The sequence below is a fragment of the Ruegeria sp. CE12 genome, from assembly GCF_056537525.1.
In genome coordinates, this window is record NZ_JBQFRS010000002.1 from 313,427 (window position 1) to 340,299 (window position 26,873).

The following is a 26,873-nucleotide window of genomic DNA, read 5'->3' on the forward strand; positions in this document are numbered from 1 at the left end:
CGAACCCTGAATTTCTAAGGCCTCAATCGAAAATGCGGACTTTTGAAGTTTCGCTTCCAAATGCCGAGATTCGAGAGATCTTGGCCCATATCAATGGAACTTGCCGGACAGCACAACTGGGGCGCAGACCAACCGAAGTTTTCAGCTATATGCGACTGGCAGTCACGAGGATCAAAGGGCACAAGCCACTCTGATCCTCGAGTTTTGGTTATGCAGCCGGGCGGCGACGCGGACGCCGTTTTTTGTTGGCGGGCTTTGATGCACCTTCAGGCTTGAACTGTGGTCCTCGTCCCCGGCGGGGGCCATTGCCGCGGCGTCCTGCTGGTTTCTTGGGCTCCACAGCTTCGGGCATGGTGCCACTGGCCACCGGGATTTCGATCTTCATCAGTTTCTGGATCTGACGCAGCAGATCGACTTCTTCCGCCGAACAGAACGCAATTGCTTCGCCCTCGCGGCCTGCGCGGGCTGTACGACCGATGCGGTGGACATAGTTGTCAGGAACTTCGGGCAGGTCGTAGTTGATCACATAGGCAACGCCCGGGATGTCGATACCGCGCGCTGCAACATCGGTTGCTACAAGTACGTTAATCTCACCCGCGCGAAAGGCCTTGATGGCACGATCGCGCTGTCCCTGGCTTTTGTTGCCGTGAATCGACGCAGCGTTGTAACCATCCGCCACCAGGCCCTTCATCAATTTCTCAGCACCGTGTTTGGTGCGGGAAAAGACCAGCGTGAGAGCGTCGGTATCCTGGGACAGGATTTCGCGCAGCTTTGATGGTTTTCCGGGTTTGCTGACGAAGTGGATCGATTGGGTGATCTTGTCTGCTGCCTTGCCCGGAGGCGAGACCTGAACCCTTTGTGGGTTGGTCAGGTAAGCGCGGCTGAGTTCTTCCATCTGCTTGGGCATGGTGGCCGAGAACAACATTGTCTGGCGCGGTGTGCCCAGCTGTGGAGCAATCTTGCGGAGCGCGTGAATGAAGCCGAGATCCAGCATCTGATCAGCTTCATCGAGAACAAGGTGCCGTACCGAGCTGAGGTCAACGGCACGACGCTCCATTAGATCGATCAGGCGCCCGGGGGTCGCGACGAGAATATCCGTGCCTCGTGCCAGAAACATGATCTGTTTATTGATCGACTGGCCGCCAACTACTGTCGCCACACGCAGTTTGGTTTTCTTTGTGAGGTTGCGCAGGCTGTCAGCGATCTGGTTCACCAGCTCGCGGGTGGGGGCAAGGATCAACGCCTTGGCAGTTTTGGGGTCCGGCTTTCCGGGCTGGGCAAGCAGATGGTCGATCAGTGGCAAGCCAAAGGCCAACGTTTTGCCGGTACCGGTCTGCGCCAGCCCAAGAATATCATGCCCGTTCAGCGCCAGCGGGATTGCCTGGTTCTGAATTGGAGTGGGTTGAGTGAAATTGGCGCTTTTGAGCGCATCGTTAAGCGCTGGCGCAAGGCCAAGCATGTCGAAGTCGAACAATTAACTATCCTTTTGCGCCCATGAGGATGACTCATGGACAAGTCATGACGGGCCGCATCCGCGACCGACAGGGGTTGTGCGAGACCTCAGAAGTGCAAGCGCACCCTGCATCATCCGGTCGTCGCGTCAAGAACCCTGCGTGAATGGGAACTGGTGAAAGTCGGGCGCTGTGGGGGCTGTTCAGGGCCCACGTGCTCACGCGGCAGCGCGGTGTTGTGGTCGCTCATGCGGGGTATTGGGGGAAATGTCAAGTTTTGCCTCCAATCCGGGTTGATCTGGCGCTGGATTAGCGACGCAGGGATGTGTACTCAGAATATCCGAAAGCCATTCGTTGGAGCTTTGACCTTGAAAACTATTGGATCGATTGTTTTTGCGGGCCTTCTAGTGGCCAGCGATCCGGTTTCTGCCGAGGTTGATACATGTCTGACCGAGCCGACGCGCGATTGCGTGTTTGGTCTCGCGACCGAAGCTGCCGAGGCCGAGTACGATCCTGGCTATTGGATGCGGAGCACCCTTAGGATTTTGGTTCATCAGGAGCGTTCGGGTGCGCCTGATCACGCAGAAACGCGGGCAGCGTTTCTTGCCCATTTTGCAGAAAAATGGCCCGATGTGGCACGGCAAGGCGCACTGTTGAGGTTTCATTCAGACGTTTTGATTGGACCGTTGATGAACGAAGCGCCGGAAACGGCGGCGGATTTCGCGACGTATATTCTCGATCTCATGCCGGAGCTTGAGACCAAGAGGCAAAAACACGCAAAGGCCGCGGCGGGCTATTTCCTGATGTTTGCAGGAGATCGAGCAAAGGTTGAAGCGCTGCTTGAGGCGGCAACTACCGAAGAGCAGGCCTTGCTTGAGCGCGAAGTGGTCAATGTTCTGATTCTGCAAGGGCGTTATTCGGAGGCGCTGCAACTTATCGAGACAGTTGGGGTGCCCAAGGAGCGGTTATTTCTGAAGGCTGACAGCATTGATACTCGTGTGAAGAAGAAAGAATATCAGAATGCGCAAGTTCTTGCAGATCATCTGCTGGATGCTGAAAATCGCGCTTTGCATCTGTCAAATATAGCCTTGACCATGGCGATGGACGGCGAGGTAGATGGGGCTCTGGAACTGCTTGAGTTCATGAAGCAGCAAAATCTGGATCGCTACGATTCGAGCACCGATGACTTTGCCCTTGTCCATGCGGTTGCGGGCGATACGAAACAAATGGAGTTGCTGATTTGGTCCATTGAAAATTCTCATGTGTTTTCGAGCGTCACAGTCGATGGGATCAGAGCCGTTCATGCGGCATCTAGCGGGAACAACGGCGAGATATTACTATATTTGCAGGATGCAGAGGATTGCTTTGACTACGAGCGACGGTTGTGGACTGTGGGGCGTGCTTATCTGCAATCCGGTTACAATGACTTGTCGCTGTTGGGTCTAAGTATTCCTGCAGAATATCAACGCGAAGGATTGGGTGTTCTTGGGTATTTGCAGGTGCAGCAAGGGGATATAGAAGGTGCTCTGGACACGTATGAGGACCTTTGGCGTTTGCACCCCAACTCAAATGGGCGTTCTGTCTTTGATGACCGAAATTTCGCGCTTGAGCGATTGATGATAGCGCAAGGTAGGGTTGGGGAAGCGATCAAACTTGCCTATGAGCGCAAGGATTCCCCGGCGTTGTCGTTTCTTGCAACGATGGTTCCGTAATGCGTCGCACCGCCTTTACGGGAATTGTTTTTGGTAAACCCAGGTGAGCGATTGTTGAGCTCTGTCTTAATGTTTCGTTCGGTTTCCGTACGCACCGTGTTGCGTCCATGTTGCATAACCCATTGACTTTGCGCGCTTAATCGTATACACCTTGTGTCATGCTAGAAGAAGTGAACAACGGCCTCGGGGCGACCCGGTGGTCGTTTTTCGTTTCTCTCGTGCGGAGAAAACTCACGCATGAGGTCACAGGCAAACATGACTTTGATTACCCCGGAAGAGCGGATGTCCCAGACGGCAGAACTTTTGCAGTCGCTTGAGGCATCCATTCGCGGTTTGCGCCAGGCAGCGGAAGAACTGCGCAGGCAAATCGGAACCGGGGAGGATGCAGATCTTGCTGGTTCAGCCAAGCAACTCGGGCAGTTAGAGGGGCTGATCCGAAGTTGTCAGAAAGTGGAGACAAGCTTTGTCGAACAACATCACAGACAAGCCGGAATTGCCCAAGGGGGATACGCGCTCGACCTTAACCGAGCTCGATTTGAGGTCGGGTGCCGGTTGGCTCGCCTCCGCACCTGTTGCGCTGCAGGACAGATTTCTGAGTGAGATCCGGGAGGGAGGGCTTTGTGCCCTTCCTTTCCTGTTCGAGTTCTGGGCGTTGCCGCATCAGTTGCCACCCGAGGGAGACTGGCGGTCATGGGTCATTATGGGTGGGCGCGGTGCGGGTAAAACGCGAGCCGGGTCAGAATGGGTGCGGTCGATGGTCGAAGGAGCAAAGCCTTTGGACAGAGGTGAGGCCAGTCGGGTGGCGTTGGTTGGTGAGACCTTTGACCAGGTGCGCGATGTGATGATCTTTGGTGATAGCGGGATATTGCAGTGTTCTCCGCCGGATCGCCGACCCACCTGGAAGGCATCGGAACGGAAACTGATCTGGCCCAACGGGGCCGAGGCGCAGGTATTTTCTGCGCATGATCCGGAGGGGCTGAGGGGACCTCAGTTCGATGCGGCCTGGGTGGATGAGCTGGCCAAGTGGAAGAAAGCTGGTGAGACTTGGGACATGTTGCAGTTTGCGCTGCGGTTGGGGGATCGGCCTCGGGCCTGTGTGACGACCACACCGCGGAATGTGAAGGTTTTGAAGGAGTTGCTGGCGTCGCCCTCGACCGTGCAGACCCATGCGCCGACCGAGGCGAACCGGGCCAATCTGGCGGATTCCTTCTTAGATGAGGTGTGCGCGCGCTATGCAGGCACGCGGCTGGGGAGGCAGGAGCTGGACGGGGTGCTGTTGTCGGATGCCGAGGGGGCGTTGTGGACCGGATCGATGCTGGAGGCGGCGCGGTGCGCGCATGTGCCTGCGTTGGATCGGATCGTCGTGGCGCTGGACCCGGCGGTGACGGCGGGGGCAGATGCGGATGCTTGCGGGATCGTGGTCGTGGGGGCTCGGGTGCAGGGATCGCCCGAAGACTGGCGCGCCTATGTGCTGGCCGACCGGACGGTGCAGGGCGTCGGTCCGGCAGGCTGGGCGCAGGCGGCGATTGATGCGATGGATGAATTCGGGGCCGAACGGCTGGTGGCCGAGGTCAATCAGGGCGGGCAGTTGGTGGAAGAGGTCGTGCGGCAGGTGGACCCTCTGGTCCCGTTCCGGGCGGTGCGGGCGTCACGCGGTAAGGTCGCACGGGCCGAGCCTGTGGCGGCGTTGTACGAGCAGGGGCGGGTTCGTCATGTAGCGGGGTTGGTCGCGCTAGAGGAGCAGATGTACCAGATGACTGCGCGGGGGTTCGAGGGACAGGGTTCACCCGACAGAGTCGACGCGCTGGTCTGGGCGCTACATGAGTTGATCGTGGGGCCTGCGGGTGCGTATCGGCGACCTAGGGTGCGGATTTTGTGAGAGATTGGACGGTAACATTACTCATACAGTGTCGCGTGAGTTAGCTGAGATGTCAGTTCGGCGGGCAACAGAATTCGAGAAGATTATCGAGACACATAAGCTTGGCTGGGATTTAGTGAAGGCCCAAGCTAGTCGTCTTCCGAGGGATACAAAATCTGGGTACGGATGCATTTAGCTGTTTTAGGATCTCGATCGCCGGGCTTTCTGATGAAAAAGAACCTCGTTTGATCGTAGTCAGCAAAATCCGTTTTACCGTCTATCAGCCTACCATCCGCGTCGTAGATTGCGCAGGCGAGCAGGTATTTGCGATCGGTGTTTCGTACTATGACTTCAATTGGGACCAAACGGTTGGAATTTATTAACTCGATTTCACTCGAGCCTATAGGAATAGATTCATACTCCTTGAAGCTCAACGCGTTGGCGCTGTTACATATCAACAATAAAAGGACCGCCAGTATTCTCATCTTGCAGCTGCCCTTTTCGTCTATTTTGTTTTGGAAGCTTTGTTCCGTTCAAAGATTGGTACGTTGTTAGGCTAACCAACTATTTTGCGGCGGGCAATTGCGCAGAATACCCGTTGCTCATCCCCCGTACGCCCCGTTCCCAAGCCTTAAACTTCTTTCCCTCATAACTCCTTTCAACGAGCCGGGCAGAGCGGCGGTAGAAAGGAGCACAGATGGTATTCGATTTCTTGCGTCGTAGATCGGCTGAAGGCGCGCCGGAGGCGAAGGCGAGCGCGGCGGGGCCTGTGGTGGCGTGGCAGACGGGCGGGCGCGTGGCGTGGAGCCCTCGGGACGCGGTGTCGCTGACTCGGACGGGGTTTTCGGGGAACCCGGTGGGGTTTCGCTCGGTCAAGCTGATTGCTGAGGCGGCGGCGGCTTTGCCACTGGTGCTGCAGGATCAGGCGCAGCGGTTTGATGTGCATCCGATCCTGTCGCTGATGCGCCGTCCGAATGCGGCGCAGGGGCGGGCGGAGTTGATGGAAGCTCTGTTCGGGCAGTTGCTGCTGTCAGGCAATGCCTATGTCGAGGCGGTACAGGCCGACGAGGGGTTGCCGGTTGAACTACATGTGCTGCGATCCGACCGAATGAGCGTGGTGCCAGGCGTAGATGGTTGGCCCAAGGCGTATGACTACGCGGTCGGCGGTAAAAAGCACCGGTTTGCGGCGGAAAATATCTGCCATATCAAGTCGTTCCACCCGCAGGATGATCATTATGGGTTCTCGCCGATGCAGGCGGCGGCGATGGCGATTGATGTGCACAACAGCGCGTCTCGGTGGTCAAAATCGCTGTTGGATAACGCGGCTCGGCCTTCGGGGGCGCTGGTTTGGAAGGGCGGCGATGGCCATGGGGTGATGGCAGAAGATCAGTTCCGCCGACTGTCAGATGAGATCGAGCAGAACTATCGCGGGGCGCGGAACGCCGGACGGCCGATGGTTCTGGAAGGGGGGCTGGACTGGAAGCCGATGGGCTTCTCTCCGTCCGACATGGAGTTTCAAAAGACCAAGGAAGCCGCCGCCCGCGAGATCGCGCTGGCCTTTGGGGTCCCGCCGATGCTGCTGGGGATTCAGGGCGACGCGACCTATTCGAACTATCAGGAGGCCAACCGGGCGTTTTACCGCCTGACCGTGCTGCCCCTGGTGACGCGGGTGGCGGCGGCGGTGTCGGAGTGGCTGGCGGGCTTTACCGGCGAGGATCTGTTGCTGAAACCTGATCTGGATCAGGTGCCCGCGCTGTCGGCGGAACGCGATGCGCAATGGGCGCGGGTCAGCGGGGCCGAGTTCCTGAGCGATGCCGAGAAGCGCGCGTTGCTGGGGCTGCCGGAGCGTGCGGATGTCTGAAGGGTATCCTCCGTTCGAATGCGCGCCGGGCCTGCGTCTGGCCGCGCACGAGCGGGTGGCCGAGATCCAGCATGCGCATCTGTGCCGACGGCTGGATCAGATCGAAGAGATGATGGAGCGGCTAGAGCGACGGTTGTGGCTGACGGTCTACGGCGTGGTCGCTGTCATTCTGGCGCAGGCGCTTCAGTCGATCTTGGTGGTAACGCCATGAGTTCAGTGAGTTACATGGAGAAGTTCATGGATTTAGAACGTAAATTTGCGCGGTTCGGAGACGGTCTTTCGGTGACGGAAGATGCGGTGATCGAGGGCTATGCCAGCCTGTTCGATCAGGTCGATCAGGGCAGCGATGTTGTGCAGCGTGGGGCGTATCGGGGCTCGCTCGAGGGGCTTAAGGCCGCTGGCCAGCGGGTAAAAATGCTGTGGCAACACGACCCGGCCCAACCCATCGGAGTCTGGAACGAGGTGCGCGAGGATGCGCGTGGCCTGTGGGTCAAGGGCCGTCTGTTGGAGAGCACTCAAAAAGGTCGCGAGGCAGCGGAGTTGATCCGTGCCGGGGCCATTGACGGGCTGTCCATTGGCTATCGCACCAAGCGGGCTGTGAAGAATGACAAGGGCCAGCGGGTCCTGACCGAACTGGAGCTTTGGGAGGTGTCGCTGGTGACCTTCCCGATGTTGCCCAGTGCGCGGGTGGCAGCGAAGGGCATTGAGCCTGATGTTGAGAATACCTGGCGCAGTATTGCTGAGGTGTTCAACGACGCCCGGCAGGAGCTGGCGCGGACCTAGCGCGCCTCAATACCCACCCAAAAACAGGACATGCTGATGAGCAAGACCGAGACCCCGGCCTTGACCGGAGAGGGTGCGCCCCTGGTTCAGGAGGTGAAGCAGGCGATGGCTGGCTTCGTGAATGAATTCAAGGGCCTGAAGGCTGAAGTTAAAACCAAACTGCAACAGACAGAAGAGCGACTGACTATGCTGGATCGTAAATCAACCATCGCGGCGCGCCCGCATCTTGCGGCTTCGCTTGAGGACGGAGCCCCGCATCAGAAGGCCTTTGATGCCTATGTGCGATCAGGTGAAGATGACGGGCTGCGCGGGCTTGAGATGGAGGCCAAGTCGCTGTCCAGCGCGGTCAACAGTGAGGGCGGCTATCTGATCGACCCACAAACGGCTGAAACTATCAAATCCGTTTTGAATTCCACCGCTTCGATCCGTTCCATTGCGTCTGTGGTGAATGTAGAGGCGAATTCGTTCGATGTACTGATCGACCATACTGATGTCGGCGCGGGCTGGGCCGACGAGAGCTCGGCCACAACCGAGACTTCGACACCGACGATTGACCGCATCTCGATCCCATTGCACGAGCTCAGCGCTTTGCCCAAGGCGTCGCAGCGCCTGTTGGATGACAGTGCCTTTGACGTCGAAGGCTGGCTGGCGGCGCGTATCGCAGACAAGTTCGCGCGAGCCGAGGCAGCGGCGTTCATCAATGGGGATGGCGTGGATAAGCCCAAGGGTATCCTGAACCACGGCACGATGGCCGAGGACAGCTGGTCCTGGGGGCGTCTGGGTTATGTGGCTTCCGGCATTGATGGTGGTGTTGATGCGGACAATATTGTCGATGTGGTCTATGCGCTGGGTGCACAGTATCGGGTCAATGGCACCTTTGTGATGAACTCGAAAACCGCAGGTGTGATCCGTAAACTGAAGGACAGTGATGGCCGCTTCCTGTGGTCGGATGGTCTGGCCGCGGGAGAGCCTGCACGTCTTATGGGCTATCCGGTGCTGATCGCGGAAGACATGCCGGATGCGGCGACCGACAGTTTCTCGATCGCCTTTGGTGACTTTCACTCTGGCTACACCATTGCCGAGCGACCTGATCTGCGTGTGCTGCGCGATCCGTTCAGCGCCAAGCCGCACGTTCTATTTTACGCGACCAAGCGCGTGGGCGGCGACGTGAGCGATTTTGCCGCGATCAAGCTGGTGAAATTCGGCACCGCCTAAGCGGTGACGGATCCGAGGGGTCTGGTGCCCCTCGGACGGCGGGCGCGAGCCGGGGTGAATCCCCTGCGTTGTCTAGCTGCTCCCCTCCGTCCGAGCAACGTGGGGCGGCGCGTGCCCGTCATTTTCCAAGAAGCGGCCCCGGAGGGGTCCGAGATTGCGGAGTGAATGGATGATGTTGATCGAAGAAACCGCCATCGCGGATGCGGCGCTGCCGGTAGATCAGTTCAAAGCACACCTGCGGCTGGGAACGGGTTTCACCGAAGCCACCGTGCAGGACGAAGTGTTGAAGGGGTTCTTGCGTGCAGCAATCGCAGCGATTGAGGCACGCACGGGCAAGATTTTGATCGAGCGCGAGTTCTCGTGGAGCCTGAACAAATGGCGCGACCAAGTAGTTGAGGTTTTACCTGTTGCCCCGGTGACGGAGATATCTGTGGTGACGATGTCGGATGCGGCAGGATCTGAAACCGCCGTGGCGACTGATGCCTATCGGTTGGAGCGGGATAGTCAGCGGCCCAGATTGCGCCCCAAAGGTGCGAGTCTGCCTGCGGTCTCGATCGGAGGTTCCGTCAACATTGCCTTTGTTGCAGGCATGGCAACAGATTGGGGTGGCCTGCCGGCTGATCTTGGTCAGGCGGTACTTCTGCTGGCGGCGCATTACTATGAATATCGGGATGAAACCGCACTGGGTGATGGGTGCATGCCCTTTGGTGTGACCAGTCTGATCCAGCGCTACCGCATGGTGCGCTTTGGGGCAGGGGTGGCGCGATGAAAGCACCGCATTTGAACCGGAAGCTGGTGCTGGAGTCACCGGTGAGAACTGCTGACGGAGCGGGTGGATACACCGAGACCTGGGAGGCTTTGGGAGAGCATTGGGCCGAGATCACTGCCCGTACTGGTGCAGAGCGATCAATCGCCGGAGTGCCTGTTTCGCGGGTTAGCTATCGCATCGTGGTGCGGAATGCCCCCCAGGGATCGACGATGCGGCCTGCACCAGATCAGCGATTTCGCGAGGGTGAGCGCCGTTTCGTAATTCGCGCTGTCGCGGATCGGGACGCGCGAGGTCACTACCTGACCTGCTTTGCTGATGAAGAGGTGGCGGCATGAGCTATGGCGTTTCAGCTGCTTTGCAAGCGGCAGTGTTTCAACAGCTTTCGGACGACGCGCAGGTCAGCGCGCAATCTGGCGGTGCAATCTATGACGCCGTGCCCACTGGGACAGTTCCCCAGACTTACGTGTCGCTGGGTCCGGAAGAGGTTCGTGAAGCCTCGGACCGGTCCGGCGCGGGCGCGGTGCATCGGTTCACGGTTTCGGTGGTATCCGAAGCAGCCGGGTTTGGCGCGGCCAAAATACTGGCTGGCGCGGTCTGTGATGCGCTCGAGGATGCGCCTTTGACCTTGGATCGTGGCCGGCTTGTAGGGCTGTGGTTCGAGCGTGCTTCGGCCAGGCGTACCGGCACCGGCGGCGCAATTCGTCAGATCGATCTGAGATTTCGCGCGCGCGTGGAAGACAACTAAGCAATCATTGGAGAGAGCATATGGGTGCCCAGAACGGTAAGGACCTACTGGTCAAAGTAGACATGAACGGATCGGGTCTGTTCGAGACAATCGCGGGGCTGCGCGCCACGCGGATCAGTTTCAACGCCGAAAGTGTGGATGTGACATCTCTGGAAAGTCAGGGCGGATGGCGAGAACTGCTGTCGGGGGCCGGTGTCAAGTCCGCAGCTATTTCGGGTTCGGGTGTGTTCAAGGACGCAGGGACAGATGAACGGGCGCGCCAGCTGTTCTTTGACGGAGAGACGCCAGGCTTTCAGGTAATCATCCCTGATTTCGGTATCGTAGAGGGGCCGTTTCAGGTGACCGGCATCGAATATGCGGGCTCGCACAATGGCGAGGCCACCTACGAGATGAGCATGGCGAGCGCAGGCGCTCTGACATTCACGGCGCTTTGACCAATGGCCAATCCTTGGACGGGTGAGGTGGCACTGACCATCGATGAAGAGCGGCATGTGCTCAAGCTGACTTTGGGTGCCTTGGCGGAATTGGAAAAAGAGCTGGGGGCGGGATCACTGGTTGAACTGGTGCAACGGTTCGAAGGTGGAGCCTATTCCAGCGGTGACGTGCTGGCATTGATTGTGGCCGGGCTGAGGGGTGGTGGGGCCAAGGTTACCCGATCCGATTTGCTGAGCGCCGAAATCGAAGGCGGTCCGCTGGCGGGCGCGCGCGCGGCGGCTGAGTTGTTGGCGCGGGCCTTCATGGTCCCCGAGCAAGTATGAGCGGGTTCGACTGGCCCGTCCTGATGCGGGCTGGGTTTGTTGGCCTGCGTCTGACGCCAGACCAGTTCTGGCGTCTGACCCCGGCTGAGCTGCGGCTGATGTTGGGGCAAGGCGCGGGGATGCCCGCGATGAACCGGGCGGGCCTGGATGCGCTGCTGTCGGCTTATCCGGACAAGGAACAAGGAGAGCATGATGACGGATCGTGATGGGTTGGAGGATCTGCAGGAGCGTGGTGAGGCGCTGGGCGACTCGCTGGGCGATGCGGCTACCATGGCGGCAGCCTTTGATGGGCAGATGAAACGGATCAGCGCCGCTTTTGAGGAAACGGGTAAGGACGTTGCCACGCTGGAACGCGGCATGTCCAGCGGGTTGCGCAAAGCCTTTGATGGGGTCGTGCTGGATGGGATGAACCTGTCGGATGCGCTGGATGTGCTTAAAAACTCGATGATCCGCACTGCGTATTCAGCAGCGATCAAGCCTGTGACGGACCACTTCGGTGGAATTTTGGCCAACACCGTGGGCGGATTGGTGCAGGGCATTCTGCCTTTTGCAGATGGCGGCAGCTTTTCACAAGGCAGGGTGATGCCCTTTGCAAATGGAGGGGTGGTCAGCGGGCCGACCACCTTTCCGATGCGGGGTGGCACCGGCCTAATGGGTGAGGCCGGTCCAGAAGCGATCATGCCGCTGGCCCGTGGTCCTGATGGAAAATTGGGTGTCCGTAACTCTGGCGGCGGTCGCGCAGTGAGTGTGGTCATGAATATCACCACGCCTGACGTACAGGGTTTCCGCCGTAGCCAAAGCCAGATTGCAGCACAAATGAGCCGTGCTCTGGGGCGCGGCAATCGCAACAGATAATCAGGGGAACAGGTCATGAATTTTCACGAGGTAAGATTTCCCGCAAGTCTGAGTTTCGGCTCAGTCGGTGGGCCCGAACGGCGGACCGACATCGTGACGCTTGCAAATGGTTTTGAGGAGCGGAACACGCCCTGGGCGCATTCCCGTCGCCGCTATGATGCGGGGTTGGGAATGCGGTCACTGGATGACATCGAAACCCTGATTTCGTTTTTCGAAGCGCGGCAGGGCCAGATGTATGGATTCCGTTGGAAAGACTGGTCTGACTACAAATCGGGCGCGTCTTCGGCCGATGTGGACAAAGCCGATCAGATCATCGCACGGGGTGATGGGAAACAAACTGAGTTTCAGTTGATCAAGACTTACAGTTCGGGCGGGTTCAGCTATGTGCGCCCGATCGTGAAGCCGGTACTTGGAACGGTGAAGCTTGGCCTCGAGCAAGATGAAATGCGCGAGGGGACGGACTTTGAGATTAATCTCGCTAATGGCGTGGTTACCTTCGAGAATGCGCCACCTGATGAGGTTGAGATTACGGCCGGGTTTGAATTCGATGTGCCCGTGCGATTTGACACCGACAAGATTCAAACCAGCGTTGCGAGCTTTCAGGCAGGAGACGTTCCGAATGTCCCTGTGGTGGAGGTGCGGGTCTGATGAGTGGTGACAAACAGGGATTGCAGACCCATTTGGAAAGCGGGTTGACGACGACCTGCCGGTGCTGGGCGATCAAACGCACCGACGGAGAGGTTTTTGGCTTTACCGACCATGACATGGAACTGAGCTTTGAGGGGGTGGCCTTTCGGGCAAGTAGCGGTTTGACCGCTGCCGCGATTGAGCAGGCAACCGGATTGTCGATCGACAATTCCGAGGCCATGGGCGCTCTGTCGGATGCCGCCGTTCGCGAAGAGGACATCGAGGCTGGCCGCTTTGACGGGGCCGAAGTGCGGGCGTGGTTGGTCAATTGGACCGCGCCCGAGCAACGTGTGCTGCAGTTCAGAGGTACGATTGGTGAGCTGCGGCGTGGCGGTGGGGCATTTCATGCCGAGCTGCGCGGGCTGACTGATCTATTGAACCGACCCATGGGGCGCATCTATCAAAAACCTTGCACCGCCGTTCTTGGGGATACCTCGTGCCAGATCGATTTGAATAAGCCGGGTTATTCAGCCGAGGCAGAGGTGGCCAAAGCCGAAAGCGGAACTCTTTTGGTGCTGCGCGGCGGAATTGAGCCCTTGGACGATTGGTTCAAGAGGGGAAGGTTGGATGTCCTGTCCGGTCAGGCCAAAGGGTTGTGGGCTTCTATCAAACTGGACCGGCGGATTGAGGGTGGACGCGAGGTGACTTTGTGGTCTGGCATCAATGCGCCTGTGGCGGCGGGTGACCGGGTTCGTTTGTTGGCTGGATGTGACAAGGCCATGAATACCTGCCGGTTAAAGTTCAACAATCTTCTGAATTTTCAGGGTTTCCCGGATCTTCCCGAAGAAGATTGGGTGATGGCCGTGCCCAAATCCGGCAAGCCCAACAAAGGGGGTAGCAGGAGATGAGCGTGTCACAGCAAACCATCGTCGCCGAGGCCAGGCGTTGGCTCGGAACGCCCTATGTCCACCAGGCCTCGGTTCGGGGGGCTGGGGCGGATTGCCTGGGCCTCTTGCGTGGTGTGTGGCGCTCCGTCATGGGACACGAGCCAGAGGCAGTACCTGTCTACAGCATGGATTGGTCCGAACCGCAGGGTGAAGAGCGCATGTGGGCTGCCGCACAAAGACACCTTGTTGAAAAGAGTGCGGCCGAAATGCGGGTCGGCGATGTCCTTTTGTTTAGGATGCGCGACCAGAGTGTGGCCAAGCATCTGGGCATCGTAAGCGCTGATGGTGCAGTGCCGCGCTTCATCCACGCATATTCCGGGCATGGCGTTGTCGAGAACACATTAAGCGATCCTTGGCGACGCCGGGTCGTCGCTTGTTTTGAATTCCCGCTGGAGAATGGCTGATGGCTACTATCGTTTTGTCTGCAGCAGGCGCTGCAATCGGGGGATCCATTGGGGGGACGGTCGCGGGTCTTTCAACGGCAGTCATCGGTCGCGCCATTGGCGCAACTCTGGGCCGCGTCATTGATCAGCGGTTGATGAGTCAATCGGTTATGGGCGGAGGCAGCGAAGTTGTCGAGACTGGCCGCCTCGATCGTTTTCGTCTGACCGAGACCGGCGAAGGCGCACCGGTATCCACAACGTTTGGTCGGATGCGCGTTGGTGGGCAGGTGATCTGGGCCTCGGACTTTCTGGAGACCAAGAGCACGTCGACCCAAACCCAAACGACGGGCGGTGGCGGCAAAGGTAAGCCGAAACAGCCACAGGTGACGACGACCACCACCACACATACCTACAGCTATTCGGTATCACTGGCGATTGCGGTTGGCGCCGGCATAATCTCGGATGTGGCGCGGATCTGGGCGGATGGAGAAGAAGTTGAGAGATCTTCTCTTAACATGAGAGTCTATCATGGTGGTCCGGATCAGCTACCAGATCCTTTAATTGAATCCATCGAGGGCACGGGTCAGGTTCCAGCTTATCGCGGCACTGCATATGTGGTGATAGAAGATCTGCAGCTGGGCTCGTACGGGAACCGGGTACCGCAGTTCTCGTTCGAGGTCGTGCGGCAGGAACAAGGCACCATGCCCCGCTTTACCGACGCGCTGTGTCAGATCATCAAGGGCGTGGCATTGATGCCGGGCACGGGCGAGTATGCGCTTGCCAGCACTCAGGTGAACTACACCAAAGGCCAGGGTCGCAGCTGGGCTGCCAATGTAAACTCGCGCTCTGGGCGTCCTGATCTGGTGACGTCCGTCAGGGCATTGCGGCATGAATTGCGCGAGTGCCGAGCGACGTCATTGATCGTATCCTGGTTCGGTAGCGATCTGCGCTGCGGTCAGTGCCAGATCACCCCCAAGGTAGTGCGCGGAGATGTAGACGGCGAAAACATGCCGTGGAAGGTTGCGGGCCTGACCCGTCAATCTGCTCAGGTCGTCAAGCACGAGAATGATCGTCCGGTTTATGGCGGTACTCCGGCGGATGACGCTGTGGTGCAGGCTATTCAGCATCTGCGACAGTCTGGTCAGCGTGTCATGTTCTACCCGTTCATTCTGATGGACCAGTTGAAAGGGAATGGTCTGCCCAATCCCTGGTCAGAGTCAGGAGAGCAGCCGCATTTGCCCTGGCGTGGGCGCATATCTTTGAGTGTGGCTCCGGGACGCGCGGGATCGCCTGACAAGACAGCAACAGCCGATGCACAAGTGGCTGCATTCTTTGGCGGCGCCCGAGCCAGCGACTTTGGAGTCGCAAATGGCAAGGTCTCGTATCACGGTCCGCAGGACTGGGGTTTACGACGTTTCATCCTGCACAATGCCGCTTTGTGCAAGGCGGCAGGCGGGGTCGAGTCGTTTTGTATCAGTTCGGAAATGCGCGGGCTGACACAAATCCGGGGGGCGTCAGGGTTTCCAGCGGTTGTTCAGTTGCGCGCGCTGGCAAATGAGGTTCGTCAGCTTCTTGGGCCCAATACCAAGATCGGCTATGCGGCGGACTGGTCCGAATACTTCGGATACCAACCCGAGGATGCCAGTGACGACAGGTATTTTCACCTCGATCCTTTGTGGGCAGATGCAAATATCGATTTCGTTGGAATCGACAACTACATGCCAATCTCAGATTGGCGGGACGGCGATACGCACGTGGATGCAAAGGCCGGTGTCCATTCAATCTATGATCTGGACTATCTGCGCAGTAATGTCGAAGGCGGGGAAGGCTACGATTGGTTCTATGCATCGCCAGAAGAAGCCAAAGCCCAGATCAGAACTCCAATCAAAGATGACGAACACGACGAGCCCTGGATCTGGCGTTACAAGGATCTGAGCAACTGGTGGTCCAAACCGCATCACGAGCGGATCGGAGGCGTCAGACAGGCGACGCCGACGAGTTGGGTGCCAGGATCAAAGCCGATCTGGTTTACCGAGCTGGGGTGTGCGGCCATCGACAAGGGCACAAACCAGCCGAACAAGTTTCTGGATCCCAAATCGTCGGAATCAAGTTTGCCGCGCTATTCCAATGGAATGCGTGACGACTTTATGCAGATTCAGTATCTGAAGGCCGTATTGGGCTATTGGAATGCACCTCAGAACAACCCGGTGTCGCATCACTATGGTGGCAGGATGGTTGATATGTCGAATGCCTATGTCTGGGCGTGGGATGCGCGACCGTACCCGACCTTTCCCAACCTTGGCTCACAATGGAGCGACGGGGTCAACTATGCCCGTGGGCATTGGCTGAACGGACGATCAGGCTCGCGCTCATTGGCTTCGGTTGTAACGGAAATTTGCCATCATGCCGGTGTCACGCAAATCGATGTTTCCCGCCTGTATGGTGTTGTCCGCGGGTATGCGGTTGAGGATGTGATGGATGCGCGTGCTGCGTTGCAGCCGTTGATGCTTCGCTATGGATTCGACGCCATCGAGCGTGATGGAATTCTTCATTTCCGAACGCGGGGCGGGTTGGGGGTACAGGAGATCACCCCGGACAAAATGGCAATGAGCTCGGAAATTGAAGGCACGGTTGAATACCGGCGAGAGGCCGAGGCGGAAATGAGCGGTCGTGTGCGCCTGAGGTTCGTGCAATCGGATTCGGACCATGATGTAGTGGCAGAAGAGGCAATTCTGCCCGACGACAAAACCCATGCCGTGTCCGTGAATGAGATGCCGTTGTCGATGACACGAGCTGAAGGGCGTCAAACAGCCGAGCGTTGGCTGAGCGAAGCGCGAACATCGCGCGAAACAGCCCGGTTTGCCTTGCCGCCGTCTTTGTTGCACTTGGGTGCGGGCGATGTGGTTCGGTTGGCAGGGACGGATCAGGGTAAGGGGGCGCTCTACCGTATCGACCGATTGGAACAGGCCGAGATGCAACTGGCGGACGCCGTTCGGATCGAGCCGGGTGTCTATGCCCCCTCTGACCTGCCAGATGACCAGGTAAAAGCCAAACCCTACAACGCCCCGGTACCAGTGCTGCCCGTATTCATGGATCTGCCATTGATCACAGGGGCCGAAGTCCCGCATGCGCCATATCTGGCTGTGACCGCTGATCCGTGGCCCGGTAATGTAGCAGTTTACGCAGCCGCGAGCGACGAGGACTATGTGCTACACGAACTGATCTCGGGTCAGGCAGTTATCGGCTTTACTGAAACCCCGCTGTTCAAGGCTTCTACGGGGCTATGGGATCAGGGTAGTCCGCTGCGTGTGAACCTGATCGACGGTGTTTTGGAATCGCGCCCTCGGTCAGCATTGCTGAACGGTGCCAATCTGGCCGCCATAGGAGATGGCACGACAGGAAACTGGGAGCTGTTCCAGTTTGCGGATGCAGAATTGAAAGAGACCGGAGTTTACGCGCTGTCCGGGCGATTGCGGGGGCAGTTGGGTACAGACACCACGATGCCTGATGTGTGGCCCGAAGGTTCGATGTTCGTATTGCTCGATGAACGGGTCTATCAGACTGGGCTTCTTCCAACCGAGAGACGTATTGCAAAGCACTATCGGATCGGTCCGGCCACGCGGGGCTACGAAGACCCGGCTTATGTACATCAGGTCGAAACTTTTCAGGGCAACGGACTGCGCCCCTATGCGCCAGCACATCTGAAAGTGAAAAGATCGAACTCTGGAGATGTAATTGACTGGATACGACGTACGCGCATCAATGGAGATGACTGGAGCGGCCTGGACGTGCCGCTGGGCGAAGAAAGCGAATCCTATCTGGTGCGGGTGCGATCCAACGGCGCCGTTCTGCGCGAAGCAGTAACGAGTTCACCAAATTGGCAATATACCAGCGCCATGAAAACAGACGATGGGCTAGCAGGCGCCTATGATTTTGAGGTGGCACAGGTATCCGCAAATTTCGGAACAGGGGCATTTGCCCATCTGTCCATCGGATAGACAATTCTATGCGCCCACTTCTCCAAGGAGATGTCAGTGCTGCGGCACGGGCGCTGCTGGCCCTGCCGCAGTCGGAGCGAGACCGGATTTGCATAGAGATGATCACCGAGGCGGAACTTGCTGATCAGCATGTTGCGCAAACGGGGAAGTTGCATCCGGCGTATGGAAACGGATCGTTGATGGCTGCAGCACGGACCCGAACACTAGCTGATGAACCAGCCTTCGATGATGTGGAGTATTGCCTGTGTTTCGAATTGGTATTGCGCCAATTGGTCCGGTTTCACATCAGCCAGAGGCACAGCTGACGCATTTGCTTGCTGCCAGATCAAGCTCCAGTCGCCCGCGTGGAATCTCATCTCCGCAGTCTTCGCAATACCCGAACTCGTCCTCTTCAATGCGGGCGAGTGCTGCGTTTAAGCGATGAGATTCCATGTCCCGCCGTGTCTGCTGTGCCTTGGCCATCGCCTGATTCTGCAACGCGTCCATTCTGCTGAGCCTGCCGATTGCTTGCTGGTCCAGTTCCACAACTGACTGGGCATCTTGTCCGGCGACGGAATTTTGTTCCAGTTCGGCCAGCCGAGCAAGAATAAGCGTTTTGAAATGCTGCAGATCGGTCTCGTTCATTTTTTGTTGTGTCGCACATCAAGGGTTTGCGTTTGGCCTTTTTGAGCCTAGATGGCTATTCTAGGCGCAGCAAAGGATGAAAAGCCATGTTCGAAACGCGCACTCATGTGACCCCAGTGGACCCTGTTTGGGATCGTATCACGTCAGAGGCCCAGGCAGCGGTTGAAAAAGAGCCATTGATGGGCGGGCTGGTGCATGCCTGTATTCTGCATCATCGCAGCCTCGAGCGCGCTCTATCCTATCGCGTGGCTGCCAAGCTGTGTTCGAATGAGATGTCGATGATGGTTTTGCGTGAAATCGTTGACGAAGCCTATGCCGACGACAAAAGCTTGCTTGAGGCTGCACGCGCGGATCTCATGGCGGTCTATGAACGTGACCCGGCATGTCATCGGTTGCTGCAGCCGATCCTATACTTCAAAGGGTATCAGGCGATGCAGGCCTATCGCGTGGCACATTGGTTGTGGCGCAAGGGTCGTCACGATCTGGCCTATTTCTTCCAGATGCGCTCCTCTGAGATTTTCGGGATCGATATTCACCCGGCTGCGAAGATCGGTAAGGGGATCATGATCGATCATGCCCATTCCATCGTGATCGGCGAGACTGCGGTAGTGGGCGACAATGTATCGATGCTGCATTCGGTAACACTGGGTGGAACCGGCAAGGAAGAGGAGCAGCGCCATCCCAAGATCGGAGATGGTGTACTCATCGGTGCCGGGGCCAAAGTGCTCGGCAATATCGAGGTCGGCCACTGCAGCCGCATCGCCGCAGGTTCTGTGGTTCTTCAGGAAGTTCCTGCTTGTAAGACCGTGGCGGGTATCCCCGCCAAGATCGTAGGAGAGGCTGGATGCGACCAGCCGTCGATTTCGATGGATCATATGCTGGGTAAAGACCAGTAAGCTCTAGTCAATTAACTAAAAAAGCCGCCTCGATCTTCGGGGCGGCTTTTTTTGATGTTTGAATTGCGGGCTAGGCCAGCATGACCATCGGGTTTTCCAGATTGTCGACGATGGCCTGCAAGAGCTGAGCCCCCAGAGCACCATCAATAACCCGATGGTCGACGGACATCGTCACCGACATCACGGTCGCGACGGTCAGCTCGCCGTCGTCGCCGACAACAGGTTTTTTCAGGCCTGTGCCGACGGCCAGGATGCCGGCATGGGGCGGGTTCACGATCGCATCGAAATTGTCGATGCCGAACATGCCAAGATTTGAAACCGCAAAGGTGCCACCCTGATACTCGTGCGGGGCCAGCTTGCGTTCCCGTGCCCGGGCTGCGAGATCCTTCATCTCGGTCGACAGGGCAGACAGCGATTTGGTGTCGGCATCCTGCAGAACTGGGGTGAACAGACCACCTTCAATCGCAACGGCGACTGCCACGTCCGATGGTTTCAGTTGCAACACCCGATCACCTGCCCATACAGCATTGCACTCAGGGACCTGCTGCAATGCATTCGCGACTGCCTTGATGATGAAGTCGTTGACGCTGAGCTTAATACCCCGGCCTTCCAGTTGCTTGTTCAACTGGCTGCGGAACTTCAACAACGCGTCCAGCTTGATATCGCGACGCAGGTAGAAATGTGGGATCGTTTGCTTGGCCTCGGACAGGCGCGCAGCAATGGTCTTGCGCATGCCGTCGAGGGTAATCTCTTCGTATTCACGACCTTCGTACATCCGTGCAACAGCATCGGCGGAAGGACCAGCCGGTACTGCCGCAGCGGGGGCCGCCGCCGCAGGTGCAGGAGCTGCAGCCGGAGCGACAGCAGTTGCTGTTGCGCCTTCGACATCAGCCTTGACGATACGACCATGCGGGCCCGAGCCGGCGATCTGCGCCAGATTGAGACCTTTCTGAGCGGCAATCCGACGGGCCAACGGCGAAGCGAAGATACGACTCCCATCCGCTTTGACCGCAGCAGCCGGAGCAGGGGCGGGCGCCTCGGGTGCCGCTGTGGCGGCAGCCTCGTTGCCCGCGGCGGCTGGCGCCGCTTCCGGCGCTTTGGTCAATGTGGACGCGATATCATCCGCGCTTTCGCCATCTTCCAACAGCACAGCAATAGCCGTGTTAACCTTGACCCCTTCGGTGCCTTCGGGGATCAGGATTTTGCCGACTACGCCCTCGTCCACGGCCTCGAACTCCATCGTGGCCTTGTCGGTTTCGATCTCGGCCAGCAGGTCGCCGGAGGAGACGGTGTCGCCTTCCTTGACCAGCCATTTGGCAAGCGTGCCTTCCTCCATTGTCGGTGAAAGGGCGGGCATCAGAATTTCTGTAGGCATCTGCGTCGCTCCTTACCGGTAGGTCACTTGTTTGACGGCTGCGATCACCTCATCCGTGGTCACCAGCGCCAGTTTTTCGAGGTTGGCGGCATAAGGCATCGGTACATCTTTGCCTGTGCAGTTGATGACCGGTGCGTCGAGATAGTCGAACGCCTCTTGCATCACCACAGAGGATATGTAGCTACCAACGGACCCTTGCGGCCAGCCTTCTTCGACGGTCACCAGACGGTTGGTCTTCATCACCGAATTGATGATCGAGCCGGTATCCATCGGGCGGATGGTGCGCAGGTCAATCACCTCGGCATGGATGCCTTCCTCGGCCAGCTTGTCGGCAGCTTCCAGAGCGAACTGCATGCCGATGCCGAAGCTGACGATGGTTACATCGGAACCTTCGCGCCAGATGCGGGCTTTGCCGAGCGGTATAGTCAGATCATCAACCTGCGGAACGTCGAACGACCGACCGTAGAGGATTTCGTTTTCCAGAAACACCACGGGGTTGGGATCGCGGATCGCTGATTTCAGCAGCCCCTTGGCGTCGGCTGCCGAATACGGCATCACCACCTTCAAACCAGGGATCTGCATGTACCATGCAGCGTAATCCTGAGAGTGCTGCGCCGCCACGCGGGCCGCTGCGCCGTTAGGTCCCCGGAAGACGATGGGACAACCCATCTGACCGCCGGACATGTAAAGCGTTTTAGCGGCAGAGTTGATGATCTGGTCAATCGCCTGCATGGCGAAGTTGAAGGTCATGAACTCGACAATCGGTTTCAGGCCACCAAAGGCCGAACCAACCGCGATACCCGCAAAGCCATGTTCGGTAATCGGTGTGTCGATCACCCGCTTGCTGCCGAACTCATCCAGCAGACCTTGCGAGATTTTGTAAGCGCCCTGATATTCGGCGACTTCTTCACCCATCAGGTAGACGTCTTCGTCGCCGCGCATTTCCTCGGCCATCGCATCACGCAGGGCCTCGCGGACGGTTTCAGATTTCATCTCGGCATCTGCAGGCCAGTCGGGGGACAAGTCCACGACGGGCGCGGCAGGGGCTGCTGCAGCAGGAGCAGGGACCTCAACCGCCACTGGGGCAGCTTCGGCCACTGCAGCGGCTGCGGGCGCAGCAGCAGGCAGAGCGGAGATGTCTTCGCCATCTTCGATCAGAACCGCGATGGGGGTGTTCACTTTGACCCCTTCGGTGCCTTCCGCAATCAGGATCTTGCCAACGATGCCTTCATCGACAGCTTCGAATTCCATGGTCGCTTTGTCTGTTTCGATCTCGGCCATAATGTCGCCGGATGATACGGTGTCGCCTTCCTTGACCAGCCACTTGGCCAATGTGCCCTCTTCCATCGTGGGCGAAAGGGCGGGCATGAGAATTTCGGTTGCCATGTCTTATTCGTCCTCTCAGGCGTAGATATCAGTCCAGAGCTCTTCGACCGAAGGCTCAGGGCTTTCTTTCGAGAATTCGGCGGCCTGGTTCACGATCTCTTTGATCTCTTTGTCGATCGCCTTCAGGTCATCCTCGGTCGCGTGCTTGCCGGACAGCAGCAGCTCACGCACGTGTTCGATCGGGTCGCTTTGCTCGCGGACTTTCTGAACCTCTTCGCGCGTGCGGTATTTGGCCGGGTCGGACATCGAGTGGCCGCGGTAGCGATAAGTTTTGATTTCCAGAATGTACGGGCCTTTGCCCGCGCGGCAATGTGCAACGGCCTTTTCACCGGCTTCCTTAACCGCCAGCACGTCCATGCCGTTCACGATCTCACCTGGGATACCGAAGGCTTCGCCGCGGTGATAGATGTCTTTGGTCGAGGTCGAACGCGCCTGAGCTGTGCCCATAGCGTATTGGTTGTTTTCGATCACAAAAACGACCGGAAGATCCCAGAGCGCCGCCATGTTGAAGGTTTCATAAACCTGGCCCTGGTTTGCAGCGCCATCACCAAAATAGGTAAAGGTGACACGGCCATTTCCTTTGTATTTGTCCGCAAAGGCGAGACCCGCACCCAACGGCACCTGCGCGCCGACGATGCCATGGCCGCCGTAGAAATGCTTCTCTTTCGAGAACATGTGCATTGAGCCGCCTTTACCTTTTGAAAGGCCGCCCTCGCGCCCGGTCAGCTCGGCCATAACGCCACCCGGATCCATTCCGCAGGCGAGCATATGGCCGTGATCGCGGTAAGAGGTGATGCGCTTGTCGCCTTCTTCGGCGGCAGCTTCGAGGCCTACCACAACAGCCTCTTGTCCGATGTAAAGGTGGCAGAACCCCCCGATCAGACCCATTCCATAAAGCTGACCGGCTTTCTCTTCGAATCGACGGATCAGCAACATTTCACGGTAGTAGAGTTTCAGCTCATCCGCCGAAACGTTTGGTTTCTTTGTGGTTTTTCGCGCGGCCATCGTGGCGATCTCCCCCTTACGGCAAGATAGTTTAGCGTTAAACTATCTCATAAAGCATTTGGCGCGATCTGGCGAGGGGAAATGTGACGCGACGTTGCCAGGGCTTTATCGTTGCGATTTTTCGCCTGTCAGATCAGTTGAGTTCTCGCCAGCCTGATAGGTGATCCACTTTGTTTTAAAGCCTATTCGATCATAAAGTGCTCTGGCCCTATAATTGGTTTCAGACGTCATCCAGCGCACGACGTCCCAGCCATTTTGAGATGCCGAGTCACAGACACTTTCGATCAATAGTTCAGCCAGACCGAGACCGCGGGCAGATGGGCAGACGAACATGTCATCGATATAGCAACCGATGGTGGCGGGTAGGGGTCTTTCGTATGCGCGAAAGTGAATGAAGCCTACAGAACCGGCCTCATCGGTACCCGCGATGTTGCAAAATACCTGCCTGTCGGGGTTTTGGACCCAATCCCAGACACGTGCGCGCATTTCAGCAGTCTGATCTTGCCGTCCGACACGCGCGTATGCTTCAAACATGCTTTCCCAGCGCGTTCTGTCGCCCGGGCAGACGGGTCTGACCCATTTTTGGATTTTTACGTGGTCCATTGTTCTGTCCAAGTAAGGGAAACAGAAGACCTTGAATGGCAGAGCGGACTTAGCGGATCACAATTTCATCCGCACGGATCATGCCAAGGACCGAGCGTGCCTGTTGATCCAGCAAATCCAGATCCAGATAGGTATCGGACAGACGGCGCGTCAGGTTTTCCATTTCGGTGATTTCGGAATTCAGGGCAGCTAAATCGCGTGACAGGGCGTCCCGTTCCGCTGCGATCTCAACCCTGCGGAAAAGACCATAGTCGCCCTGCACGGCAGCGAAGGTGAAATAAACACCCAGCATGAAAGCCACCGAAAAGAAGACAACTGCGCCCAAACCGGGCCGATGGGAACGGGACACTCTGTTTACCGCCGTATGAATACTGCCTCAATAACGTGCCCTTTTCGGGCATCTCCCGGCACTATGTCATAGGTGATTCGGGTTGTGAATCCCCGAATGCACAAAAAGTTGCGACCTGAGTCGAAAATGAAAAAGGCGCCTCGGTTGAGGCGTCTTAATCTTCCAGTCACTGATCCAGTGCAGCAACACCCGGCAAGGTCTTTCCTTCCATCCATTCAAGGAAGGCCCCACCCGCTGTTGAGATGTAAGAAAAGTCTTTCGCCGCGCCAGACGCGTTGAGTGCCGCCACTGTGTCGCCACCTCCGGCAACCGAAATCAGCTTGCCTGCGCGGGTTAGTTCAGCGGCTTTCAAAGCTGCTGCATCTGTTGCCGCATTGAAGGGTTCGATTTCAAAGGCCCCCAAAGGGCCGTTCCAGATCAGCGTCTGACTTTGTTCGAACACATCGACAATTGCCGCAACGCTTTCAGGACCGGCATCCAGGATCATGCCTTCGTTAGGACACTGATCCACTGGCAGTGTTTGATGCGGGGCATTGGCCTCAAATTTCTCAGCGACAACAATATCGCGCGGCAGGATGATCTTGCATCCGGTGCTTTCAGCTTTGGCCATGATATCTGACGCGGTTTCGGTCATACCATGCTCGGCCAGAGATTTCCCGACGTTCAGGCCTTGCGCCAGCAGGAAGGTGTTCGCCATACCCCCGCCGATCACCAGATAATCCACTTTCTCGATCAGGTTGCCCAGAAGATCCAGTTTGGTTGAAACCTTGGCACCACCAACAACAGCTGTAACTGGGCGCTTAGGTGACCCCAGCGCGTTTTCCAAAGCGCTGAGTTCCTGCTGCATCAGGCGTCCGGCACATGCAGGTAGCAGACGGGCCAATGCTTCGGTCGAGCTATGCGCGCGGTGCGCGGCGGAGAATGCGTCATTGCAGTAGACATCGCCCATCTTGGCCATGCCCTTCGCAAGATCGATGCTGTTTTTGGTCTCTTCTGCATGAAATCGGGTGTTTTCGAGCAAAAGGACTTCACCTGTGCCCAGTGCAGCCGCTGCTTTTTCGGCCTCATAGCCGACGCAGTCATCTGCAAATCGAACTGTTGTGCCAAAGGCCGCTTCCAAAGCCGGAACCAGCTGTTTGAGCGATAGGTTTGGACGGGGTTCACCACCCGGGCGTCCGAAATGGGCCAGCAGGATTGGTTTGCCGCCTGCCTTCAGGATATCCTGCACAGTCGGTACAATCCGCTGGATGCGGGTGTCGTCGGTGACCTGACCGTCGGCGACAGGTACGTTGATGTCCACGCGCACCAATACTCGCTTGCCGTTCAGGTCCATGTCGTCCAGTGATTTCCAGCCCATTGTGCATACCTCGACCATTGCAACAGAATTAGGCGGTTCTTTTCCTGCATTTTGCCCTCAGGTCAATGCGTGACTTGGCATTCGCGCGCCCGGCGCATAGGTATTTGCGCAAGACCAATCGACAGGAGGGCCAGATGGCCGAGATCAAGGATCCCGAAAACACAATCATCGTCGAACTCAAAGACGGCAATGTCGTCATCGAGCTGCTGCCTGATGTGGCACCGCAGCACAGCGCGCGGATGAAAGAACTGGCCCGGGCTGGCGAATATGACAACGTGGCCTTCCACCGTGTGATCGACGGCTTCATGGCGCAGACCGGCGATGTACAGCACGGTGACATGGAAGACGGGTTCAACCTGCGTATGGCGGGGACCGGTGGTTCGTCGCTGCCGAATGTTCCGGCTGAGTTCTCCAAGCTGCCTCATGATCGTGGCACACTGGGTGCGGCACGCTCGCAGAATCCGGACTCGGCCAACTCGCAGTTCTTTATCAACTTCAAGGACAACCACTTCCTGAACGGTCAGTACACGGTCTATGGCCGCGTTATCGACGGGATGGAGCACGTGGATGCGATTGTTCGCGGTGAGCCGCCAATGAGCCCTGACCGCATGATCAGCGTCAAGGTGGCCGCCGATGTATAAGCTGGCAGCTGCATTTGCCCTGCTGGCCAGCCCTGCGCTGGCCACCGGCCTGGAAATTGAGGTCGAAGGAGAGGGCGCCAACGGGACGATCACCGTCGATCTGCTCGAGGACGTCGCACCGAAGCATGTCGAGCAGATCACTGCTCTGGCTGGTGAAGGCAAGTATGACGGCGTGGTATTCCACCGCGTGATCGACGGATTCATGGCGCAGACAGGTGATGTCGAATACGGCAACATGAACTCTGACAACTTCAACGTCAGCGCGGCAGGCCGTGGAGGTTCTGAGCGTCCCGATCTGCCTGCTGAATTCTCGGATATTTCGTTTGATCGCGGTGTCGTCGGAATGGCGCGGGCTCAGGATCCCAACAGCGCCAATTCGCAGTTCTTCATCATGTTTGAGCCTGGTCCGTTCCTCGACGGCCAGTATACGGTCGTCGGGAAAGTAACCGGCGGTATGGACGTGGTTGATGCCATCAAGCGCGGCGCCGGCCAGAACGGTGCCGTCGTTGGCCAGCCAGACGTCATGAAAAAGGTCACCGTCGTCGAGTGACGCTATCGACCGGCACCAACCCTGGTGCCGGTATTCTCTCTCATCTCATTTCCTGCACAATCCCTCACGTCTACGTGTTGCAGGCTGTTTGCGTTATTTCGTCTGTCTAAGATGAGACAAATGGC

Annotated in this window: 29 protein-coding genes; 21 read left to right on the top strand and 8 right to left on the bottom strand. The window is 57.8% G+C overall.

The features are described from left to right. Positions 1 to 208 precede the first annotated feature (208 nt). Entirely contained in the window at positions 209 to 1,474 is a 1,266-nt protein-coding gene (locus ACR0IO_RS06365; RefSeq protein ID WP_155151078.1) for a DEAD/DEAH box helicase, read from the bottom strand. Positions 1,475 to 1,819: 345 nt separating this feature from the next. On the opposite strand from ACR0IO_RS06365, the gene ACR0IO_RS06370 reads away from it, so the two are divergent. From ACR0IO_RS06370 to ACR0IO_RS06455, 18 genes are all read left to right on the top strand, one after another. Next, entirely contained in the window at positions 1,820 to 3,163 is a 1,344-nt protein-coding gene (locus ACR0IO_RS06370) for a hypothetical protein (protein ID WP_480740201.1), read from the top strand. A 577-nt stretch (positions 3,164 to 3,740) separates the two neighbouring features. Next, positions 3,741 to 5,042, top strand: coding sequence for a DNA-packaging protein (locus ACR0IO_RS06375; protein ID WP_480740848.1), 1,302 nt, complete (start codon positions 3,741 to 3,743; stop codon positions 5,040 to 5,042). Positions 5,043 to 5,718: 676 nt separating this feature from the next. After that, complete coding sequence (locus tag ACR0IO_RS06380; protein WP_480740203.1) at positions 5,719 to 6,882, top strand: phage portal protein; 1,164 nt, start codon at positions 5,719 to 5,721, stop codon at positions 6,880 to 6,882. Continuing rightward, positions 6,875 to 7,093: a GTA head formation protein, RCAP_rcc01685 family gene (locus tag ACR0IO_RS06385; protein ID WP_480740205.1), complete on the top strand. Its 219-nt coding sequence runs from the start codon at positions 6,875 to 6,877 to the stop codon at positions 7,091 to 7,093. Before ACR0IO_RS06380 ends, ACR0IO_RS06385 begins: the two co-directional genes overlap by 8 nt. A gap of 14 nt (positions 7,094 to 7,107) precedes the next feature. Beyond that, positions 7,108 to 7,665: an HK97 family phage prohead protease gene (locus ACR0IO_RS06390; RefSeq protein ID WP_480740850.1), complete on the top strand. Its 558-nt coding sequence runs from the start codon at positions 7,108 to 7,110 to the stop codon at positions 7,663 to 7,665. 36 nt (positions 7,666 to 7,701) lie between these two features. Further along, entirely contained in the window at positions 7,702 to 8,880 is a 1,179-nt protein-coding gene (locus tag ACR0IO_RS06395; RefSeq protein ID WP_480740206.1) for a phage major capsid protein, read from the top strand. A 169-nt stretch (positions 8,881 to 9,049) separates the two neighbouring features. Then, a complete protein-coding gene (locus ACR0IO_RS06400; protein ID WP_480740207.1) occupies positions 9,050 to 9,649 on the top strand; it encodes a head-tail connector protein in 600 nt (199 codons plus the stop codon). Then, the gene (locus tag ACR0IO_RS06405) at positions 9,646 to 9,984 is read left to right on the top strand and encodes a phage head closure protein (RefSeq protein WP_480740209.1); all 339 of its coding nucleotides are present in this window, start codon (positions 9,646 to 9,648) and stop codon (positions 9,982 to 9,984) included. The genes ACR0IO_RS06400 and ACR0IO_RS06405 overlap by 4 nt, the downstream gene beginning before the upstream one ends. Beyond that, complete coding sequence (locus ACR0IO_RS06410) at positions 9,981 to 10,394, top strand: DUF3168 domain-containing protein (RefSeq protein WP_480740212.1); 414 nt, start codon at positions 9,981 to 9,983, stop codon at positions 10,392 to 10,394. The genes ACR0IO_RS06405 and ACR0IO_RS06410 overlap by 4 nt, the downstream gene beginning before the upstream one ends. Positions 10,395 to 10,414: 20 nt before the next feature. Next, positions 10,415 to 10,828: a phage major tail protein, TP901-1 family gene (locus tag ACR0IO_RS06415; RefSeq protein WP_155151056.1), complete on the top strand. Its 414-nt coding sequence runs from the start codon at positions 10,415 to 10,417 to the stop codon at positions 10,826 to 10,828. 3 nt (positions 10,829 to 10,831) lie between these two features. Then, the gene (locus ACR0IO_RS06420; RefSeq protein WP_170330955.1) at positions 10,832 to 11,152 is read left to right on the top strand and encodes a gene transfer agent family protein; all 321 of its coding nucleotides are present in this window, start codon (positions 10,832 to 10,834) and stop codon (positions 11,150 to 11,152) included. Continuing rightward, positions 11,149 to 11,358, top strand: coding sequence for a rcc01693 family protein (locus tag ACR0IO_RS06425; protein ID WP_480740215.1), 210 nt, complete (start codon positions 11,149 to 11,151; stop codon positions 11,356 to 11,358). The genes ACR0IO_RS06420 and ACR0IO_RS06425 overlap by 4 nt, the downstream gene beginning before the upstream one ends. Then, positions 11,345 to 12,007 carry a phage tail tape measure protein gene (locus tag ACR0IO_RS06430; protein ID WP_155151048.1) on the top strand — a complete coding sequence of 221 codons (663 nt, stop codon included), beginning with the start codon at positions 11,345 to 11,347 and terminating at the stop codon, positions 12,005 to 12,007. Before ACR0IO_RS06425 ends, ACR0IO_RS06430 begins: the two co-directional genes overlap by 14 nt. Positions 12,008 to 12,022: 15 nt before the next feature. Further along, a complete protein-coding gene (locus ACR0IO_RS06435) occupies positions 12,023 to 12,655 on the top strand; it encodes a phage distal tail protein, Rcc01695 family (protein WP_480740217.1) in 633 nt (210 codons plus the stop codon). Then, complete coding sequence (locus tag ACR0IO_RS06440) at positions 12,655 to 13,542, top strand: DUF2163 domain-containing protein (RefSeq protein ID WP_480740219.1); 888 nt, start codon at positions 12,655 to 12,657, stop codon at positions 13,540 to 13,542. Before ACR0IO_RS06435 ends, ACR0IO_RS06440 begins: the two co-directional genes overlap by 1 nt. Beyond that, positions 13,539 to 13,985, top strand: coding sequence for an NlpC/P60 family protein (locus ACR0IO_RS06445; protein ID WP_480740221.1), 447 nt, complete (start codon positions 13,539 to 13,541; stop codon positions 13,983 to 13,985). The genes ACR0IO_RS06440 and ACR0IO_RS06445 overlap by 4 nt, the downstream gene beginning before the upstream one ends. After that, positions 13,985 to 17,962, top strand: a complete 3,978-nt coding sequence (locus tag ACR0IO_RS06450; RefSeq protein WP_480740223.1) for a baseplate multidomain protein megatron — start codon at positions 13,985 to 13,987, stop codon at positions 17,960 to 17,962. Before ACR0IO_RS06445 ends, ACR0IO_RS06450 begins: the two co-directional genes overlap by 1 nt. A gap of 8 nt (positions 17,963 to 17,970) precedes the next feature. Beyond that, the gene (locus ACR0IO_RS06455) at positions 17,971 to 18,267 is read left to right on the top strand and encodes a DUF7742 family protein (protein WP_480740226.1); all 297 of its coding nucleotides are present in this window, start codon (positions 17,971 to 17,973) and stop codon (positions 18,265 to 18,267) included. Here ACR0IO_RS06455 and ACR0IO_RS06460 read toward each other — a convergent pair. After that, positions 18,248 to 18,586 carry a TraR/DksA family transcriptional regulator gene (locus ACR0IO_RS06460; RefSeq protein WP_155151029.1) on the bottom strand — a complete coding sequence of 113 codons (339 nt, stop codon included), beginning with the start codon at positions 18,584 to 18,586 and terminating at the stop codon, positions 18,248 to 18,250. The genes ACR0IO_RS06455 and ACR0IO_RS06460 overlap by 20 nt on opposite strands. Before the next feature lie 86 nt (positions 18,587 to 18,672). Here ACR0IO_RS06460 and cysE point away from each other — a divergent pair, with 86 nt between their 5' ends. Then, positions 18,673 to 19,482 carry a serine O-acetyltransferase gene (gene cysE, locus ACR0IO_RS06465; RefSeq protein ID WP_155151026.1) on the top strand — a complete coding sequence of 270 codons (810 nt, stop codon included), beginning with the start codon at positions 18,673 to 18,675 and terminating at the stop codon, positions 19,480 to 19,482. A 70-nt stretch (positions 19,483 to 19,552) separates the two neighbouring features. On the opposite strand, the gene ACR0IO_RS06470 is transcribed toward cysE, so the two are convergent. From ACR0IO_RS06470 to ACR0IO_RS06495, 6 genes are all read right to left on the bottom strand, one after another. Beyond that, positions 19,553 to 20,857, bottom strand: coding sequence for a pyruvate dehydrogenase complex dihydrolipoamide acetyltransferase (locus ACR0IO_RS06470; protein WP_480740228.1), 1,305 nt, complete (start codon positions 20,855 to 20,857; stop codon positions 19,553 to 19,555). Between the two features lie 12 nt (positions 20,858 to 20,869). After that, entirely contained in the window at positions 20,870 to 22,243 is a 1,374-nt protein-coding gene (locus ACR0IO_RS06475; protein ID WP_480740230.1) for a pyruvate dehydrogenase complex E1 component subunit beta, read from the bottom strand. A gap of 15 nt (positions 22,244 to 22,258) precedes the next feature. Beyond that, a complete protein-coding gene (pdhA, locus tag ACR0IO_RS06480) occupies positions 22,259 to 23,248 on the bottom strand; it encodes a pyruvate dehydrogenase (acetyl-transferring) E1 component subunit alpha (RefSeq protein WP_155151018.1) in 990 nt (329 codons plus the stop codon). Between the two features lie 105 nt (positions 23,249 to 23,353). Continuing rightward, positions 23,354 to 23,782 carry a GNAT family N-acetyltransferase gene (locus ACR0IO_RS06485; protein ID WP_480740231.1) on the bottom strand — a complete coding sequence of 143 codons (429 nt, stop codon included), beginning with the start codon at positions 23,780 to 23,782 and terminating at the stop codon, positions 23,354 to 23,356. A 118-nt stretch (positions 23,783 to 23,900) separates the two neighbouring features. Beyond that, positions 23,901 to 24,200, bottom strand: a complete 300-nt coding sequence (locus ACR0IO_RS06490) for an FtsB family cell division protein (RefSeq protein WP_170330925.1) — start codon at positions 24,198 to 24,200, stop codon at positions 23,901 to 23,903. A 166-nt stretch (positions 24,201 to 24,366) separates the two neighbouring features. Beyond that, the gene (locus ACR0IO_RS06495) at positions 24,367 to 25,557 is read right to left on the bottom strand and encodes a phosphoglycerate kinase (protein WP_480740233.1); all 1,191 of its coding nucleotides are present in this window, start codon (positions 25,555 to 25,557) and stop codon (positions 24,367 to 24,369) included. Between the two features lie 134 nt (positions 25,558 to 25,691). On the opposite strand from ACR0IO_RS06495, the gene ACR0IO_RS06500 reads away from it, so the two are divergent. Both ACR0IO_RS06500 and ACR0IO_RS06505 read left to right on the top strand, forming a co-directional pair. Then, on the top strand, positions 25,692 to 26,198 hold the full coding sequence (locus tag ACR0IO_RS06500; protein ID WP_155151010.1) for a peptidylprolyl isomerase: 507 nt from the start codon (positions 25,692 to 25,694) through the stop codon (positions 26,196 to 26,198). Continuing rightward, complete coding sequence (locus tag ACR0IO_RS06505; protein WP_155151007.1) at positions 26,191 to 26,748, top strand: peptidylprolyl isomerase; 558 nt, start codon at positions 26,191 to 26,193, stop codon at positions 26,746 to 26,748. The genes ACR0IO_RS06500 and ACR0IO_RS06505 overlap by 8 nt, the downstream gene beginning before the upstream one ends. The last annotated feature ends 125 nt before the right edge of the window (positions 26,749 to 26,873 follow it).